The 14968-nt window shown below is 39.1% G+C and carries 12 protein-coding genes; all 12 read left to right on the forward strand.

The annotated features are described in order from the left end of the window. Positions 1–23: 23 nt before the first annotated feature. The 12 genes from BKO01S_RS11080 (at position 24) to BKO01S_RS11135 (ending at position 14940) form a co-directional block, all read left to right on the forward strand. Positions 24–332, forward strand: a complete 309-nt coding sequence (locus tag BKO01S_RS11080; RefSeq protein ID WP_066053341.1) for a hypothetical protein — start codon at positions 24–26, stop codon at positions 330–332. 9 nt (positions 333–341) lie between these two features. Continuing rightward, positions 342–944: a hypothetical protein gene (locus BKO01S_RS11085; protein ID WP_066053344.1), complete on the forward strand. Its 603-nt coding sequence runs from the start codon at positions 342–344 to the stop codon at positions 942–944. A 146-nt stretch (positions 945–1090) separates the two neighbouring features. Continuing rightward, positions 1091–1789, forward strand: coding sequence for a 30S ribosomal protein S2 (rpsB, locus tag BKO01S_RS11090; protein WP_066053347.1), 699 nt, complete (start codon positions 1091–1093; stop codon positions 1787–1789). 148 nt (positions 1790–1937) lie between these two features. Next, complete coding sequence (tsf, locus tag BKO01S_RS11095; protein WP_066053350.1) at positions 1938–2822, forward strand: translation elongation factor Ts; 885 nt, start codon at positions 1938–1940, stop codon at positions 2820–2822. 231 nt (positions 2823–3053) lie between these two features. After that, the gene (gene pyrH, locus BKO01S_RS11100) at positions 3054–3779 is read left to right on the forward strand and encodes a UMP kinase (protein ID WP_066053353.1); all 726 of its coding nucleotides are present in this window, start codon (positions 3054–3056) and stop codon (positions 3777–3779) included. Next, entirely contained in the window at positions 3779–4336 is a 558-nt protein-coding gene (frr, locus tag BKO01S_RS11105) for a ribosome recycling factor (protein WP_066053356.1), read from the forward strand. Before pyrH ends, frr begins: the two co-directional genes overlap by 1 nt. A 273-nt stretch (positions 4337–4609) precedes the next feature. Continuing rightward, on the forward strand, positions 4610–5383 hold the full coding sequence (uppS, locus tag BKO01S_RS11110; protein WP_066053359.1) for an undecaprenyl pyrophosphate synthase: 774 nt from the start codon (positions 4610–4612) through the stop codon (positions 5381–5383). A 21-nt stretch (positions 5384–5404) separates the two neighbouring features. Then, positions 5405–6196 carry a phosphatidate cytidylyltransferase gene (locus BKO01S_RS11115; RefSeq protein ID WP_066053364.1) on the forward strand — a complete coding sequence of 264 codons (792 nt, stop codon included), beginning with the start codon at positions 5405–5407 and terminating at the stop codon, positions 6194–6196. A gap of 56 nt (positions 6197–6252) precedes the next feature. Then, positions 6253–7395, forward strand: coding sequence for a 1-deoxy-D-xylulose-5-phosphate reductoisomerase (dxr, locus tag BKO01S_RS11120; protein ID WP_066053367.1), 1143 nt, complete (start codon positions 6253–6255; stop codon positions 7393–7395). 17 nt (positions 7396–7412) lie between these two features. Continuing rightward, positions 7413–8672, forward strand: a complete 1260-nt coding sequence (gene rseP / locus BKO01S_RS11125) for an RIP metalloprotease RseP (protein WP_066053370.1) — start codon at positions 7413–7415, stop codon at positions 8670–8672. Between the two features lie 100 nt (positions 8673–8772). Then, the gene (locus BKO01S_RS11130) at positions 8773–10470 is read left to right on the forward strand and encodes a proline--tRNA ligase (protein WP_066053373.1); all 1698 of its coding nucleotides are present in this window, start codon (positions 8773–8775) and stop codon (positions 10468–10470) included. 153 nt (positions 10471–10623) lie between these two features. Continuing rightward, positions 10624–14940 carry a PolC-type DNA polymerase III gene (locus BKO01S_RS11135; RefSeq protein ID WP_157077354.1) on the forward strand — a complete coding sequence of 1439 codons (4317 nt, stop codon included), beginning with the start codon at positions 10624–10626 and terminating at the stop codon, positions 14938–14940. Positions 14941–14968: the final 28 nt, after the last annotated feature.

The raw sequence follows: 14968 nt of genomic DNA on the forward strand, positions 1-14968 counted from the left end.
AGGTATGGAGATGGCAACCAGGCATGAGTTTAAAAGCGATAGAAATGCAAATTGCTCTTCCTAGGATGCAGGATGCTAGCAAGCTTCAAGAGCAAATACAACAGCGTGGTCAGCTGCAAAATGATGTTGCTGCAAATAGTGTCATAAAGGAAGTAGAAAAAAATAGAATCTCAGTTAATAAGCATGAGCAGAAGGAAAAGGCTCGTTTAAAGGATCATGAACGAGATGGAAATGGGAACCAACAGGGGAAGAAAAACAGAAAAAATAAAGAGAGTCAACCAGTGAAAGAGGTTCATCCATATAAGGGGAACTTTTTTGACTTTTCGGGATAGAGGGATGATATGATAAGTATATTTTTATTTATTAGTATCGTATTAAATATTATTGCGTTGTTTTCCATCGTCATCTTATATCTCCGTCAGTCAAGGCTATTTGAAGTGGAGAAGAAGCAACAAAGGATAATTGAGGAAATGGAAGATGTCATTTCAACCTACTTGGCTGAAATGAAGGAAGAAAATGAGATTTTTATTGATAGAATTACAAAGGTAGCTAACAATCAATCCAACAAGAAGAAAGAAGTCAGCATAGAACCAATACTTCCGAGTACAGAAGAAGAGAAGGTTCCGTTTCCCATTAAAAGTTCAAAGACCCATGCTGTTAAAGCATACAAGATAGGTGCTATACAGCCATTAACAGACGAAGATGTTGAGGTACTTCTTCCTGACTTTACTGAGGCAGAAAATCCTATTGGGGAGCCCGAAGTGGCTAAGGAAGTAGAGGAAACTTTACAACAAGTGATAGAACCAAAAGAAAAACCCCTTCTTGAGGAAGTGCTACAGCTACAAGAACAAGGTCTTACACTTGAAGAAATTGCAAAAAAACTACATAAAGGGAAGACGGAGATAGAACTTTTACTCAAATTTCGTCAAATTAATCAGGAATAAACTTGATTGTAACATTCTATTATGCTATATTAACTCTTGGTGTTAATACACACGTTCATGGATTTAGGCAAAGGGTGCTGTTTCGACAGTTTTGTCTAAAGTTGAAATGGGCGGAGGAAAATAAAAACCATTAGGAGGAAACAAACATGTCAGTAATTTCAATGAAGCAATTACTTGAAGCTGGTGTACATTTCGGACACCAAACTCGCCGCTGGAACCCTAAGATGAAGAAATATATCTTCACTGAGCGTAACGGCATCTACATCATCGATCTTCAAAAAACAGTTAAGAAGGTTGAGGAAGCTTACAACTGGGTAAAAGAACTAGCTGGTAACGGTGGAACAGTTCTTTTCGTTGGTACTAAGAAGCAAGCTCAAGACTCTGTTAAAGAAGAAGCGATCCGTTCAGGTCAGTACTTCGTTAACCAACGCTGGTTAGGTGGTACTTTAACAAACTTCGAAACAATCCAAAAGCGTATTTCACGCCTTAAAGATATCGAAAGAATGTCTGAAGATGGTACATTTGATGTACTTCCTAAAAAAGAAGTTGTTCAATTGAAAAAAGAGCAAGAGCGCTTAGAAAAGTTCTTAGGCGGAATTAAAGATATGAAGCAGCTTCCTGATGCTTTATTCATTATCGACCCTCGTAAAGAGCGTATTGCAGTTGCTGAAGCACATAAATTAAACATCCCTATCGTTGGTATCGTTGATACAAACTGTGATCCAGACGAAATCGATGTTGTTATCCCTGCAAACGACGACGCTATCCGTGCTGTTAAGCTATTAACTGCTAAAATGGCAGATGCTATTTTAGAAGCGAAGCAAGGCGAAGAAGTTACAGCGTAATACGTTTTGACCTGAGGAAACACTAGTTACTAAAAGGTGATAAGAGGGACCCCCTTTATCACCTTTTTTTAAAGGATACACAAATCTTTGACTAGCTTTTTTAAAGCTAGCTAACACTAAATACATAGATTTTAAGGAGGAAACTCACATGGCAGTAACGGCTCAAATGGTAAAAGAATTACGTGAAAGAACAGGCGCAGGAATGTTAGATTGTAAAAAGGCTCTTCAAGCAACTGAAGGGGATATGGAAAAAGCAATCGACTTCTTACGTGAAAAAGGTATAGCTAGCGCTGCGAAGAAAGCAGATCGTGTAGCAGCAGAAGGAACTACTTATATCCTTACTGAAGGAAACGAAGCAGTTATTTTAGAAGTTAACTCTGAAACAGATTTCGTTGCGAAAAACGAAGGCTTCCAAGTACTAGTTAAAGAAATTGCTGAGCATATTCTTACAAACAAGCCAGCTTCAGTTGAAGAAGTAAATGCACAGACAATGGCTAACGGTGCAACAGTTGAATCACACGTAAACGCAGCTATCGCAAAAATCGGTGAAAAAATCTCTCTTCGCCGCTTTGAAATCAAGTCTAAAGGCGACAACGATGCATTCGGTGCTTACCTACATATGGGCGGACGCATTGGTGTATTAACAGTATTAGAAGGAACTACTGATGATGCTGCTGCAAAGGACGTTTCTATGCACATCGCTGCATTAAACCCTAAGTATGTATCTCGTGACGAAGTTTCTGCTGAAGAAATTGAGCGTGAGCGTGAAGTTCTTACTCAACAAGCACTTAACGAAGGTAAGCCAGAAAACATCGTAGCTAAGATGGTTGAAGGTCGCCTAAGCAAATACTTCCAAGACGTTTGTGTGAACGACCAAGCATTCGTTAAGGATCCAGATCAAAAAGTGAAAGCATTCGTAGAATCAAAAGGTGGAAAGATTCGTGAATTCGTACGTTACGAAGTAGGAGAAGGTATCGAAAAGCGTGCTGATAACTTCGCTGAAGAAGTAATGAACCAAGTTAAAGGTAACTAATAAAAGCGGAGACAGCTGCCCTGACCCGTCAGGCATAAGGTGAAGACCGCAGGAGGTCCTGACCTCTGAAGGGCTTTGACTTATGCCCCCCGAGGGTCAAGCTGTCGCAGCTAGATAAAATAAAAGCGGAGACAGCTGCTCTGACCCGCAAAATTTACTGTTAGGGAACACACCTGTGTTCCCTATTTTTCAAGAAAGCTTAATAGTAGCAATATACATATGGAGGTTTCTATGACCAGTCCGAAATTTAAACGCGTCGTACTAAAACTAAGTGGTGAAGCACTTGCTGGTGAGCAAGGGTTCGGAATTAATCCGAAAGTTATTAAGTCAGTTGCTGACCAAGTAAAAGAAATTGCAGATTTAGGTGTTGAAGTGGCCGTAGTCGTTGGTGGCGGAAATATCTGGCGAGGTAAAATTGGTGAGGAAATGGGAATGGATCGTGCAAATGCAGACTATATGGGTATGCTTGCAACGGTTATGAACTCATTGGCTCTTCAAGATAGTCTCGAACAATCAGGTGTGGAAACACGTGTACAATCTTCCATTGAGATGAGACAAGTCGCTGAACCTTATATTCGCAGACGAGCGATTCGTCATCTTGAGAAGAAGCGAGTTGTTATTTTTGCAGCGGGTACTGGAAACCCTTATTTTTCAACCGATACAACAGCTGCTTTACGTGCTGCTGAAATCGAAGCGGAAGTCATCTTAATGGCGAAGAATAACGTCGATGGAGTATACTCTGCTGACCCACGTATAGATAAAACAGCGAAGAAATATGATGAACTTTCTTATTTAGACGTACTTAAGGAAGGATTAGCTGTCATGGATTCTACTGCTTCTTCTTTATGTATGGATAACGATATACCACTTCTTGTTTTCTCTATTATGGAACAAGGAAACATCAAACGTGCCGTAATGGGAGAATCCATTGGGACTATTGTGAGGGGGAAAAAATAATGCCGAAACAAGTTGTTGCAAATGCGAAAGACCGTATGATTAAAGCAATTGGGGCTTACACTCGTGAGCTTGCTGGAATTCGTGCTGGACGTGCGAATGCATCTATGCTCGATCGAATTACTGTCGACTATTACGGAGCACCAACTCCAATTAACCAACTTGCTGGTGTTTCTGTACCAGAAGCGCGAATGCTCGTTATTCAACCATATGATAAATCTATTTTAAGTGATATTGAAAAAGCAATCCTTAAATCAGATATTGGTATCACTCCGTCAAACGATGGAAGCATCATCCGCTTGGCAATTCCCCAGTTAACAGAAGAACGACGTAAGGAATTGGTAAAGGTGGTTAAGAAAGAATCAGAAGATGCGAAGGTTGCCGTTAGAAATATCCGTCGTGATGCGAATGATGACCTGAAAAAGCTTGAAAAGAATGGTGAAATCACTGAAGATGACCAACGTGGTTATTCTGATGACATTCAAAAATTAACGGACGAATATATTACAAAGGTTGACCAGCTAACAAAAGACAAAGAGAAGGAAATTTTAGAGGTTTAATGAACCGAGAGAATACCCTCTATTTATAGGGGGTTTTTCTATTCTAATTGATTTCTTTTCCATGAGGTGCTTTAGTTTTATAGAGATATCTCTTCTCTTTTTTGGTATGATAAAAGCAGGCAAATTTAGGTACCTGCTTTTTTCATTACGCTCTTTTCCATTCATACAATGGAAAACATTAAAATACAATGGATACATTGTGACTGGAGAGAAGCATTATTACAACTAAATGTAGTCTTTAGCCACATGATTACATTTTGGAGGAGCCGTCTTATGTTAGAGAAAATAAAGCTTTGGAAGAATAAACCATCATCCGAACTTAGCGACCGTATAACAACCATAAAAAATCAATCTGTACCAGGACATATTGCCATTATTATGGATGGGAATGGACGTTGGGCGAAAAAAAGAGCGCTGCCGAGAGTAGCCGGTCATCATGAAGGAATGAAGGTTGTCCGTAAAATCACGAAGCTTGCAAATCAATTAGGAGTATCCACCTTAACGTTATATGCATTTTCTACGGAAAACTGGAAACGTCCTAAAATGGAAGTTGATTATTTAATGAAATTACCGGAGGAGTTTTTAGGAACCTTTCTCCCAGAATTGATAGAGGAAAATGTCCAAGTACGAATGATTGGATATAAGGAAAGTCTCCCTGCCCATACGCTTAATGCGATTAACCGAGCAATAGATGATACAAAGGACAATGATGGGTTAGTGTTAAACTTTGCTCTTAATTATGGAAGTAGGGCGGAAATCCTAGAAGCAGTAAAAAACGTCTTAAAAGACCACAAAAGTGGTATACTGACAGAGAATAATATTAATGAAGAAGTATTCTCGAACTACTTAATGACAAGTGAATTAAATGATCCGGATCTACTCATTCGTACGAGTGGTGAAATTCGGTTAAGTAACTTTATGCTCTGGCAACTAGCTTATACGGAGTTTTGGTTTACAGACGTATTATGGCCAGACTTCTCAGAAGAACACTTAGTCGAAGCAATCGAAGTATTCCAAAACCGTCAAAGGCGGTTTGGGGGAGTATAATAAAGGTGTTGACACAATAAGATGAAACAAAGAATTATTTCAGCAATTATCTTCGGGGCAATTTTTCTACCATTAGTGATTTTGGGTAAATTACCCTTTGTATTATTAGTGTATGTTCTAGCAACGGTTGCGCTTTATGAGCTGTTAAAAATGAGAAGTATTCAATTAGTCTCCATTCCTGGACTAATCTCAATGTTTGTGCTTTGGATTTTTTTACTACCACGGCAGCTGCATAATATAGTTGGACCGATGCACTATACAAAGGTTGAATTTGCCCTTTTAGCTGTTTTGCTTCTGTTAACTTACACGGTTGTAACAAAGAACCGCTTTACTTTCGATGATGTTTCTTTTTCAATAATGGCAACATTATATATTGGAATGGGATTTTTCTATTTTATTGAAATAAGAGAAACAGCTGGGCTCATGTTTATTTTTTATTCCCTATTTATTGTGTGGGCAACAGATTCAGGTGCGTATTTTATTGGGCGAGCAATGGGGAAAAATAAACTATGGCCTGACATTAGCCCAAACAAAACAGTTGAAGGATTTATCGGAGGCATTGTTTGTGCTGTTATTGTAGCTATATTCTTTGCCTTGTTCTCTCTTGAAACGGTATCCACAGTTAGACTTCTTATCGTAACAGTCTTCTTATCTATTTTTGGACAGGTTGGCGATTTAGTCGAATCAGCACTTAAAAGACACTATAATGTAAAGGATTCAGGCAATATTATGCCTGGTCATGGTGGCATTTTGGATCGATTTGATAGCTTGCTGTTTGTTTGGCCGGTCTTATATTTTATTTTGCTACCGTAACATCATATAAGGGAATCTTTTTAGAAGTTTCTCGCTTTTGAATCGGAGTTGGAAAAATGAAGTACATAAGTTTATTAGGTTCAACTGGTTCTATCGGAACACAAACACTTGATATAATAAAAGAGCACCCTACAGAGTTCTCATTGGCAGCCATGTCTGTAGGCAGAAATGTTAATTTAGCTAGACAGATTATAGCAGAATTTCATCCTGAATTAGTTTGTATGCTGGAGAAGGATGATGCGGAGAGTTTGAAGCTAGAATTTCCGAAAATAAGCTTTACTTACGGGCCAGAAGGCTTAAGTGAAGTAGCTGTATATAAGAAATCTACTATTTTAGTGAATGCAGTCATGGGGAGTGTTGGTTTAGAACCTACACTTCATGCGATTGAAGCAGGAAAAACAATTGCCCTAGCGAATAAGGAGACACTAGTTACAGCCGGACATATCGTAATGGAAGCTGTACGTCGAAACCAAGTCCCATTATTACCAGTAGATAGTGAGCATTCCGCTATTTTTCAAGCTCTACAAGGGGAATATGAAAAGAATATCGACAAGCTCATTTTAACGGCATCAGGGGGGAGCTTCCGTGATCGTACACGAAATGAGTTAGAAAATGTTACAGTTCAGGATGCTCTAAATCACCCAAACTGGTCGATGGGTGCAAAGATCACGATTGACTCTGCGACTATGATGAACAAAGGGTTAGAGGTCATTGAAGCACATTGGATGTTTGGTGTTCCCTATGAAAACATTGATGTAGTTCTACATAAGGAGAGTATCATTCATTCAATGATTGAGTTTCATGATAGTAGTGTAATGGCGCAATTGGGTACTCCAGATATGAGAGTTCCCATCCAATATGCGTTAACGTTCCCCAATCGCTTACCACTAAAAACAGCTCAAAGATTAAACTTAGCGAAGGTCGGTCAACTCCATTTTGCCGAGATGGATATGGAAAGATTTCGCTGCCTAAAATTTGCCTATGAAGCAGGAATGGCTGGGGGGACCCTTCCGACCGTCCTTAATGCGGCAAATGAAATAGCGGTCGAGGCGTTTCTAAAAGGAAAGATCACCTTTTTGCAAATTGAAGATTTAATTGAAAATACGTTAACGAACCATCAATCAATAATGGAGCCAAGTTTAGCCGAGATTAAAGCGGTTGACGTTGATACACGCAAGTATGTGAATTCACTTCTATAAAAAAAGGTGGTTATAATTTGAACACAGTCATAGCCTTTATCATTATTTTTGGGGCACTCGTATTTTTCCATGAATTAGGACATTTTATCTTTGCAAAACGGGCAGGTATTCTTTGTCGTGAATTTGCAATTGGAATGGGTCCGAAAGTCTTTTCTTATAAAAAAGGTGAGACACTCTATACGATTCGTTTGTTGCCGATTGGTGGATATGTTCGCATGGCTGGTGAAGATCCCGAGATGGCTGAAATTAAACCAGGCTATCGTGTAGGGCTAATACTAGATAAGAATGAAGTGATTGAGAAAATCATTTTAAACAACAAAGAAAAGTATCCGGATGCAAGAATCATTGAAGTGGAATATGCAGATATTGAACAAAAATTACTAATCAAAGGTTATGAAGAAGGAGAAGAAGATAGCTTAAAAACCTTCTCTATTAGTAGAAATGCATATTTAGTTGAAAACGGTACGGAAACGCTGATCGCTCCATATGATCGTCAGTTTGTTTCAAAAACGTTAGGGCAAAGAACCATGGCCATTTTCGCAGGTCCAATGATGAACTTTGTTTTAGCATTTCTAATTTTTGTTGTGATTGCATTATGGCAAGGAGTCCCAACCAATGAGCCTATCTTAGGAAAGTTAACTTCTGATGGAATGGCAATGCAATCGGGATTACAAGAAGGGGACGAGGTTCAAAGTATTGATGGTGGGGAAATATCTACTTGGCAAGATGTAGTAGAAATTATACGCCAAAACCCCGAAAATGAACTAGAGTTTTTAGTTTCTAGGAACGGTGAAGAGCTTGAAATCCCGGTTACACCAAAAGCACAGGACGTGGATGGTACAGAAATAGGTATCATTGGCGTATATAACCCAATGGAAAAATCTCCTTTAAAGTCTGTTACGTATGGGTTTAAGGAAGTGTATTATTGGACGGTAGAGATTTTCTCTATGCTTGGAAAATTAATCGTTGGACAATTCTCGATTGATGCTCTGTCTGGGCCAGTTGGTATTTATGAATCAACTGCCACCGTTGCTAAATCTGGGGTTATGTACCTAATGAAGTGGGCGGGAATCTTAAGTATTAATCTTGGGATTATGAATTTACTACCAATTCCTGCTTTAGACGGTGGAAGATTAATGTTTTTTGCAGTGGAAGCATTAAGAGGAAAGCCGATTGATCGTCAAAAAGAAGGAATGGTTCATTTTATTGGATTTGCTCTTTTGATGCTCCTTATGCTGGTCGTTACTTGGAATGATATTCAAAGGATATTCCTTTAATCTGACATGAGGCTGTCCCACAATGAGGTGTCAGACACTTCTAGGGGCAGCCTTAAAATATAAATAATTATAAAATGATACGTCGAAGAGGTGCTAGTAGATGAAACAGAGTATGACGCTAATCCCAACTTTAAGGGAAGTTCCAGCAGATGCCGAAATTAAAAGCCATCAGCTATTATTAAGAGCTGGTTTTGTTAGACAAAATGCTAGTGGAATATATAGTTATTTACCAATGGCACAACGAGTACTGAAAAAAATCGAGACCATTGTTCGTGAAGAAATGGACAATGCAGGTGCTGTTGAATTACTTATGCCTGCACTCCAACAAGCGGAGCTTTGGCAGGAATCAGGTCGATGGTACACTTATGGGCCTGAGTTGATGAGAATGAATGACCGTCATGAGAGAGAATTTGCTCTTGGGGCAACTCACGAGGAAGTGATTACTAGCTTAGTAAGAGACGAAGTGAAATCTTATAAGCGACTGCCGTTATCACTTTATCAAATTCAAACAAAGTTTAGAGATGAGAAAAGACCACGTTTTGGTTTACTCCGTGGTAGAGAGTTTATCATGAAGGATGCTTATTCCTTCCATGCATCCCAAGAAAGTCTTGACGAAGTATACGATCGTTTATTTACTGCTTATTCCAATATTTTTAGCCGTTGCGGATTAGACTTCCGTGCAGTTATAGCGGATTCTGGAGCGATGGGTGGAAAGGATACGCATGAATTTATGGCTCTTTCTGATGTAGGTGAGGATACAATTGCGTATTCTGATACTTCAACCTATGCAGCAAATATTGAAATGGCTCCGGTTGTAAATTCGTACGAAAAATCAGAAGAGCCACAAAAAGAAATGGAAAAGGTTCTTACTGAAAATAAGAAGTCTATTGAAGAAGTTGTAGCGTTTTTACAGGTGGATGCATCTAAGTGCATCAAGTCGCTTCTGTTTAAAGTAGATGATCAATATGTATTAGTACTTGTGCGTGGAGACCATGAAGTTAACGATATTAAATTAAAGAATTTATATTCTGCGGGTGTTGTCGAGCTTGCTACTCCAGAAGAAACAAAGGAAATCCTTGGTTGTTCGATTGGCTCATTAGGACCTGTTGGTGTAAGCAAGGTTGAGATTATTGCTGACCCAGCTGTTCAAGGGATTGTTAATGGGGTATGTGGCGCAAATGAAGAACACTACCATTTCATCAACGTAAATCCTGAAAAAGATTTCTCGGTAACAAAATACGCTGACCTACGCTTTATTCAAGAAGGAGATTTATCTCCTGATGGTCAGGGGAAAATTGTTTTTGCTAAGGGAATTGAAGTAGGACATGTGTTCAAGCTAGGAACTCGTTATAGTGAAGCGATGAATGCAACCTTCCTTGATGAGAACGGGAAGTCACAACCGATGATTATGGGTTGTTATGGTATTGGGGTATCTAGAACATTAGCTGCTGTTGCTGAGCAATTTAATGATGAAAATGGTCTTGTATGGCCAGCCCAAATTGCACCTTTTGAAGTACATCTCGTTCCTATCAACTTAAAGGACGATGCTCAAGCAACCTTAGCCTCAGAACTCTATCAACAATTGAAAGATAAGAAGTTCGAAGTCCTAATGGACGATCGCGCGGAAAGACCAGGAGTTAAGTTTGCAGATTCAGACTTAATCGGTCTACCTGTTCGTGTAACAGTTGGTAAAAAAGCAGCTGAAGGAATTGTTGAAGTTAAGGTTCGTAAAACCGGTGAAATGCTAGAAGTTCATAAGGACGATCTTCTTTTAACAATTTCTGGTTTATTAAAATAATACATCAATCATTCGGATCCGTTCATCGCGGGTCCGATTTTTTTCCCATTGATTGGTTATAAAAGCTTATCTGTTTAAAAGGCTTTCAATAATTTCTTTATGATATAATAACTACTAGTTTGAAATAGAGATGAAATGGAGAGGAGAGAGTTGATGAACGGATCATCTGGTAAGGAACGATTCCAACTATTACTCCAGCAGCTACAACTAACGGATGATATGATCATGCCGTATTTTCAAGATGCTATGATTGAAAAAGTATTAATTGAAAAATCTAAGAGACAATGGAGTTTTTATTTTTCGTTTGAGAAGATTTTGCCAATTAAAGTCTACCAAACGTTCACGAATAAATTACAAACAACATTCTCACATATTGCATCAGTCTCATACACGATACAGGTAAGAGATCAGCAAATGACAGAGGATTTAATATTAGAGTATTGGAATAGCTGCATTCAGCAAATTGATGGCATATCACCACCACTTATTAAACTATTAAATGAACAAAAGCCAAAAGTCCAAGGAGCGAAAATTACTATTTTTGTTGGCAACGAGCTTGAAGGCTTAGCAATAAAAAGGAAATATGCAGGCTTTATTTCTGATGCATACGGTTTTTTCGGATTTCCCCAAGTAGTGATTGATACTGAGATCAACACAGAAGCTTCTACGGAACAGTATGAACAATTTCTTGAGGCGAAAAAGAGGGAAGACAAGGAAAGAGGCATGCAAGCGGCGATTGAGATGGAGAAGCAGGAAGCCGAGAAGGAAGCTGCCGGCGGTACGGGTGAATATACCGGTCCATTAACGATTGGATTAACAATTAAGGATGATTCTGATTTTAGGAAAATCCAAGATATTGTTGATGAAGAACGTAGAGTAGTCGTAGAGGGGTATATTTTTGCTGCTGAAACACGAGAGCTTCGTAGTGGAAGAACTCTATTAACCTTTAAAGTTACTGATTATACTAGCTCAATTATGGTAAAAATGTTCTCTCGTGATAAAGAGGATGCGGCTCTCTTCCAAAACGTGAAAAAGGGCATGTGGGTAAAAGTTCGAGGAAGCATTCAAAACGATACATTTGTCCGTGACTTAGTTATGATTGGAAACGATATTAATGAAATTAAGCCCATTGAGCGTCAGGATACGTCAAGCGAAAAGCGTGTAGAACTTCATCTACACACGCCAATGAGCCAAATGGACGCTGTGTCACCAGTTAGTGCATTAGTTTCTCAAGCAAAAAAATGGGGACATAAAGCCATTGCAATTACCGACCACGCGGTAGCACAATCTTTTCCGGAAGCATTTGGAGCCGGGAAAAAGAACGATATAAAGATTTTGTACGGGGTGGAAGTTAACCTTGTAAATGACGGGGTTCCGATTGCGTATAACGAAGCGGAGAGAATCCTTGCAGACGAGACGTATGTGGTATTTGACGTTGAGACAACAGGTTTATCGGCTGTTTATAATACGATTATTGAATTGGCTGCAGTTAAGATTAAAGATGGAGAAATCATTGACCGATTTGAGGCTTTTGCTAATCCGCATCATCCTTTATCTGCAACGATTATGAATTTGACAGGAATTACCGATGATATGTTGAAGGATGCGCCAGAGGTAGAAGAGGTACTTGGTAAATTTAAAGAGTGGACAGGCGATGACACCCTAGTTGCGCATAACGCTTCTTTTGATATGGGGTTTTTAAATGTTGGCTATAAGAAATACGGCCTCGGACGTGCAGAGAACCCGGTCATAGATACGTTAGAGTTAGCGCGTTTCTTATATCCTGATATGAAAAATCATCGATTAAATACGTTAGCTAAGAAATTTAACATTGAGTTAACTCAGCATCACCGTGCGATTTATGACACGGAAGCAACCGGCTATCTGTTATTGACGATGCTGAAGGATGTTATGGAAAAGGGAATACAGTATCATAATCAACTGAATGACAATATGGGCCAAGGAAATGCATATCAACGAGCAAGACCCTACCATTGCACGCTTTTAGCTCAAAATGAAATTGGATTAAAAAACTTATTTAAGTTAGTATCTATTTCTCATTTAAACTATTTTTACCGTGTTCCGAGAATTCCACGGTCTGTATTACAAAAGCATCGCGAAGGAATTTTAATTGGTTCTGGTTGTGATAAAGGTGAAGTATTCGAGGGAATGATGCAAAAGGCTCCTGAAGAAGTAGAAGAGCCAGCACGTTTCTACGATTACATCGAGGTACATCCAAAAGCAGTATATGCTCATTTATTAGAGTTAGAGCTAGTTAATGATGAAAAATCATTAGAGGATATTATAGCTAATATAGTGAAACTTGGTGAAAAGCTAGAGATTCCGGTTGTTGCGACTGGAAATGTACATTACCTAAACCCAAATGATAAAATTTATCGGAAAATATTAGTGAACTCTCAAGGTGGAGCAAATCCGCTTAATCGTCATAATTTACCTGATGTTCATTTCCGTACGACGAATGAAATGCTAGATGCATTTTCATTTTTAGGAAAAGAAAAAGCACGTGAGATTGTTATTACAAATACTAATAAAGTTGCTGATATGATAGATACGATCAAGCCGATTAAGGATGACTTGTATACTCCTAAAATTGAAGGCGCCGATGAAGAAATGCGTAAAATGAGTTACGATATGGCAAAAAGCATTTACGGTGACGAGCTTCCAGAAATTGTAGAGGCTAGACTTGAAAAAGAACTAAAGAGTATTATAGGACACGGGTTTGCCGTTATCTATCTGATCTCACATAAGCTTGTTAAAAAATCACTTGATGATGGGTACCTAGTAGGTTCGCGTGGATCGGTTGGTTCTTCCCTTGTTGCTACAATGACAGAGATAACGGAAGTAAATCCATTACCGCCACATTATGTTTGTCCGGCATGTAAACATTCGGAATTCTTTAATGACGGTTCCGTTGGTTCAGGATTTGACTTGCCTGACAAGGATTGTCCAAACTGTGGAAGCAAATATAAAAAAGACGGGCACGATATTCCGTTCGAGACGTTCCTAGGTTTCAAAGGTGATAAAGTTCCCGATATAGACTTGAACTTCTCCGGAGAGTACCAACCACGTGCTCATAATTATACGAAGGTACTGTTTGGTGAGGATTATGTATATCGTGCGGGTACGATTGGTACGGTCGCTGATAAGACAGCTTTTGGTTACGTGAAGGCTTATCAGCAAGATAATAATCTGCAAATTCGTGGAGCTGAAATTGAAAGACTTGCGATGGGCTGTACCGGTGTAAAAAGAACAACTGGTCAGCATCCAGGGGGAATTATCGTTGTACCGGATTATATGGAAATCTATGATTTTACGCCGATACAATTCCCAGCAGATGATAAAACGTCTGAATGGAAAACCACTCACTTTGACTTCCATTCCATTCATGATAACTTGCTAAAACTCGATATTCTTGGGCACGATGATCCAACCGTTATTCGTATGCTCCAGGACTTAAGTGGAATTGATCCGAAGACCATTCCAACCGATGATCCTGAAGTAATGAAGATATTTAGTGGGACGGAAGCACTTGGAGTCACAGAAGAACAAATTATGTGTAAAACTGGAACACTTGGTATTCCTGAATTCGGAACGCGTTTCGTAAGACAAATGCTTGAAGATACGAAACCTACCACTTTCTCGGAGTTGGTCCAAATTTCAGGGCTTTCCCATGGTACAGATGTATGGTTAGGGAATGCACAAGAACTTATCCACAATAATATTTGTAACCTGAGTGAAGTAATCGGCTGTCGTGATGATATTATGGTTTATTTAATTTATCAAGGGTTAGAGCCATCCTTTGCTTTTAAAATCATGGAGTCAGTTCGTAAAGGGAAAGGCTTAAGTGATGATATGGAAGAAGAGATGCGAAAGAACGAAGTACCAGAATGGTATATTGATTCTTGTAAAAAGATCAAATACATGTTCCCGAAGGCCCACGCCGCAGCTTATGTTCTAATGGCAGTAAGGATTGCTTACTTCAAAGTGCATCATCCAATCCTATATTACGCAGCCTATTTTACCGTTAGAGCAGAAGATTTTGATATTGATGCGATGGTGAAGGGGTCTTCAGCAATCCGAGCAGTCATTGATGACATCAATTCAAAAGGCTTAGATGCTTCTACTAAGGAAAAAAACACACTAACCGTCCTTGAATTGGCACTAGAGATGATTGAGCGAGGGTTCTCTTTTGTAAAGGTCGATTTGTACCGATCAAGTGCTTCGGAATTCCTTATTGAAGGAAATAAACTGATTCCTCCATTTAATTCCATACCTGGATTAGGAACGAATGCCGCTCTCAACATTGTAAAAGCGCGTGAGGATGGAGAGTTCCTATCCAAGGAGGACTTACAGCAAAGAGGGAAGGTTTCTAAGACCATTATTGAGTATCTAGATAACCATGGGTGTCTAGAGGCATTACCTGATCAAAACCAACTTTCTTTGTTTTAAAACAAAGACGTGGAAACGGTTTGGAGCA

The sequence above is a fragment of the Robertmurraya korlensis NBRC 107688 genome (genome assembly GCF_001591645.1).
Classification (GTDB): Bacteria; Bacillota; Bacilli; order Bacillales; family Cytobacillaceae; genus Robertmurraya_A.

What these genes read in the sequence shown, in the direction of transcription:
- pyrH (WP_066053353.1), top strand. Translation starts at nt 3,054, where the DNA reads ATGACCAGTCCGAAATTTAAACGCGTCGTACTAAAACTAAGTGGTGAA.
- BKO01S_RS11115 (WP_066053364.1), top strand. Translation starts at nt 5,405, where the DNA reads ATGAAACAAAGAATTATTTCAGCAATTATCTTCGGGGCAATTTTTCTA.
- tsf (WP_066053350.1), top strand. Translation starts at nt 1,938, where the DNA reads ATGGCAGTAACGGCTCAAATGGTAAAAGAATTACGTGAAAGAACAGGC.
- frr (WP_066053356.1), top strand. Translation starts at nt 3,779, where the DNA reads ATGCCGAAACAAGTTGTTGCAAATGCGAAAGACCGTATGATTAAAGCA.
- BKO01S_RS11130 (WP_066053373.1), top strand. Translation starts at nt 8,773, where the DNA reads ATGAAACAGAGTATGACGCTAATCCCAACTTTAAGGGAAGTTCCAGCA.
- dxr (WP_066053367.1), top strand. Translation starts at nt 6,253, where the DNA reads ATGAAGTACATAAGTTTATTAGGTTCAACTGGTTCTATCGGAACACAA.
- BKO01S_RS11080 (WP_066053341.1), top strand. Translation starts at nt 24, where the DNA reads ATGAGTTTAAAAGCGATAGAAATGCAAATTGCTCTTCCTAGGATGCAG.
- BKO01S_RS11085 (WP_066053344.1), top strand. Translation starts at nt 342, where the DNA reads ATGATAAGTATATTTTTATTTATTAGTATCGTATTAAATATTATTGCG.
- rpsB (WP_066053347.1), top strand. Translation starts at nt 1,091, where the DNA reads ATGTCAGTAATTTCAATGAAGCAATTACTTGAAGCTGGTGTACATTTC.
- uppS (WP_066053359.1), top strand. Translation starts at nt 4,610, where the DNA reads ATGTTAGAGAAAATAAAGCTTTGGAAGAATAAACCATCATCCGAACTT.
- BKO01S_RS11135 (WP_157077354.1), top strand. Translation starts at nt 10,624, where the DNA reads ATGAACGGATCATCTGGTAAGGAACGATTCCAACTATTACTCCAGCAG.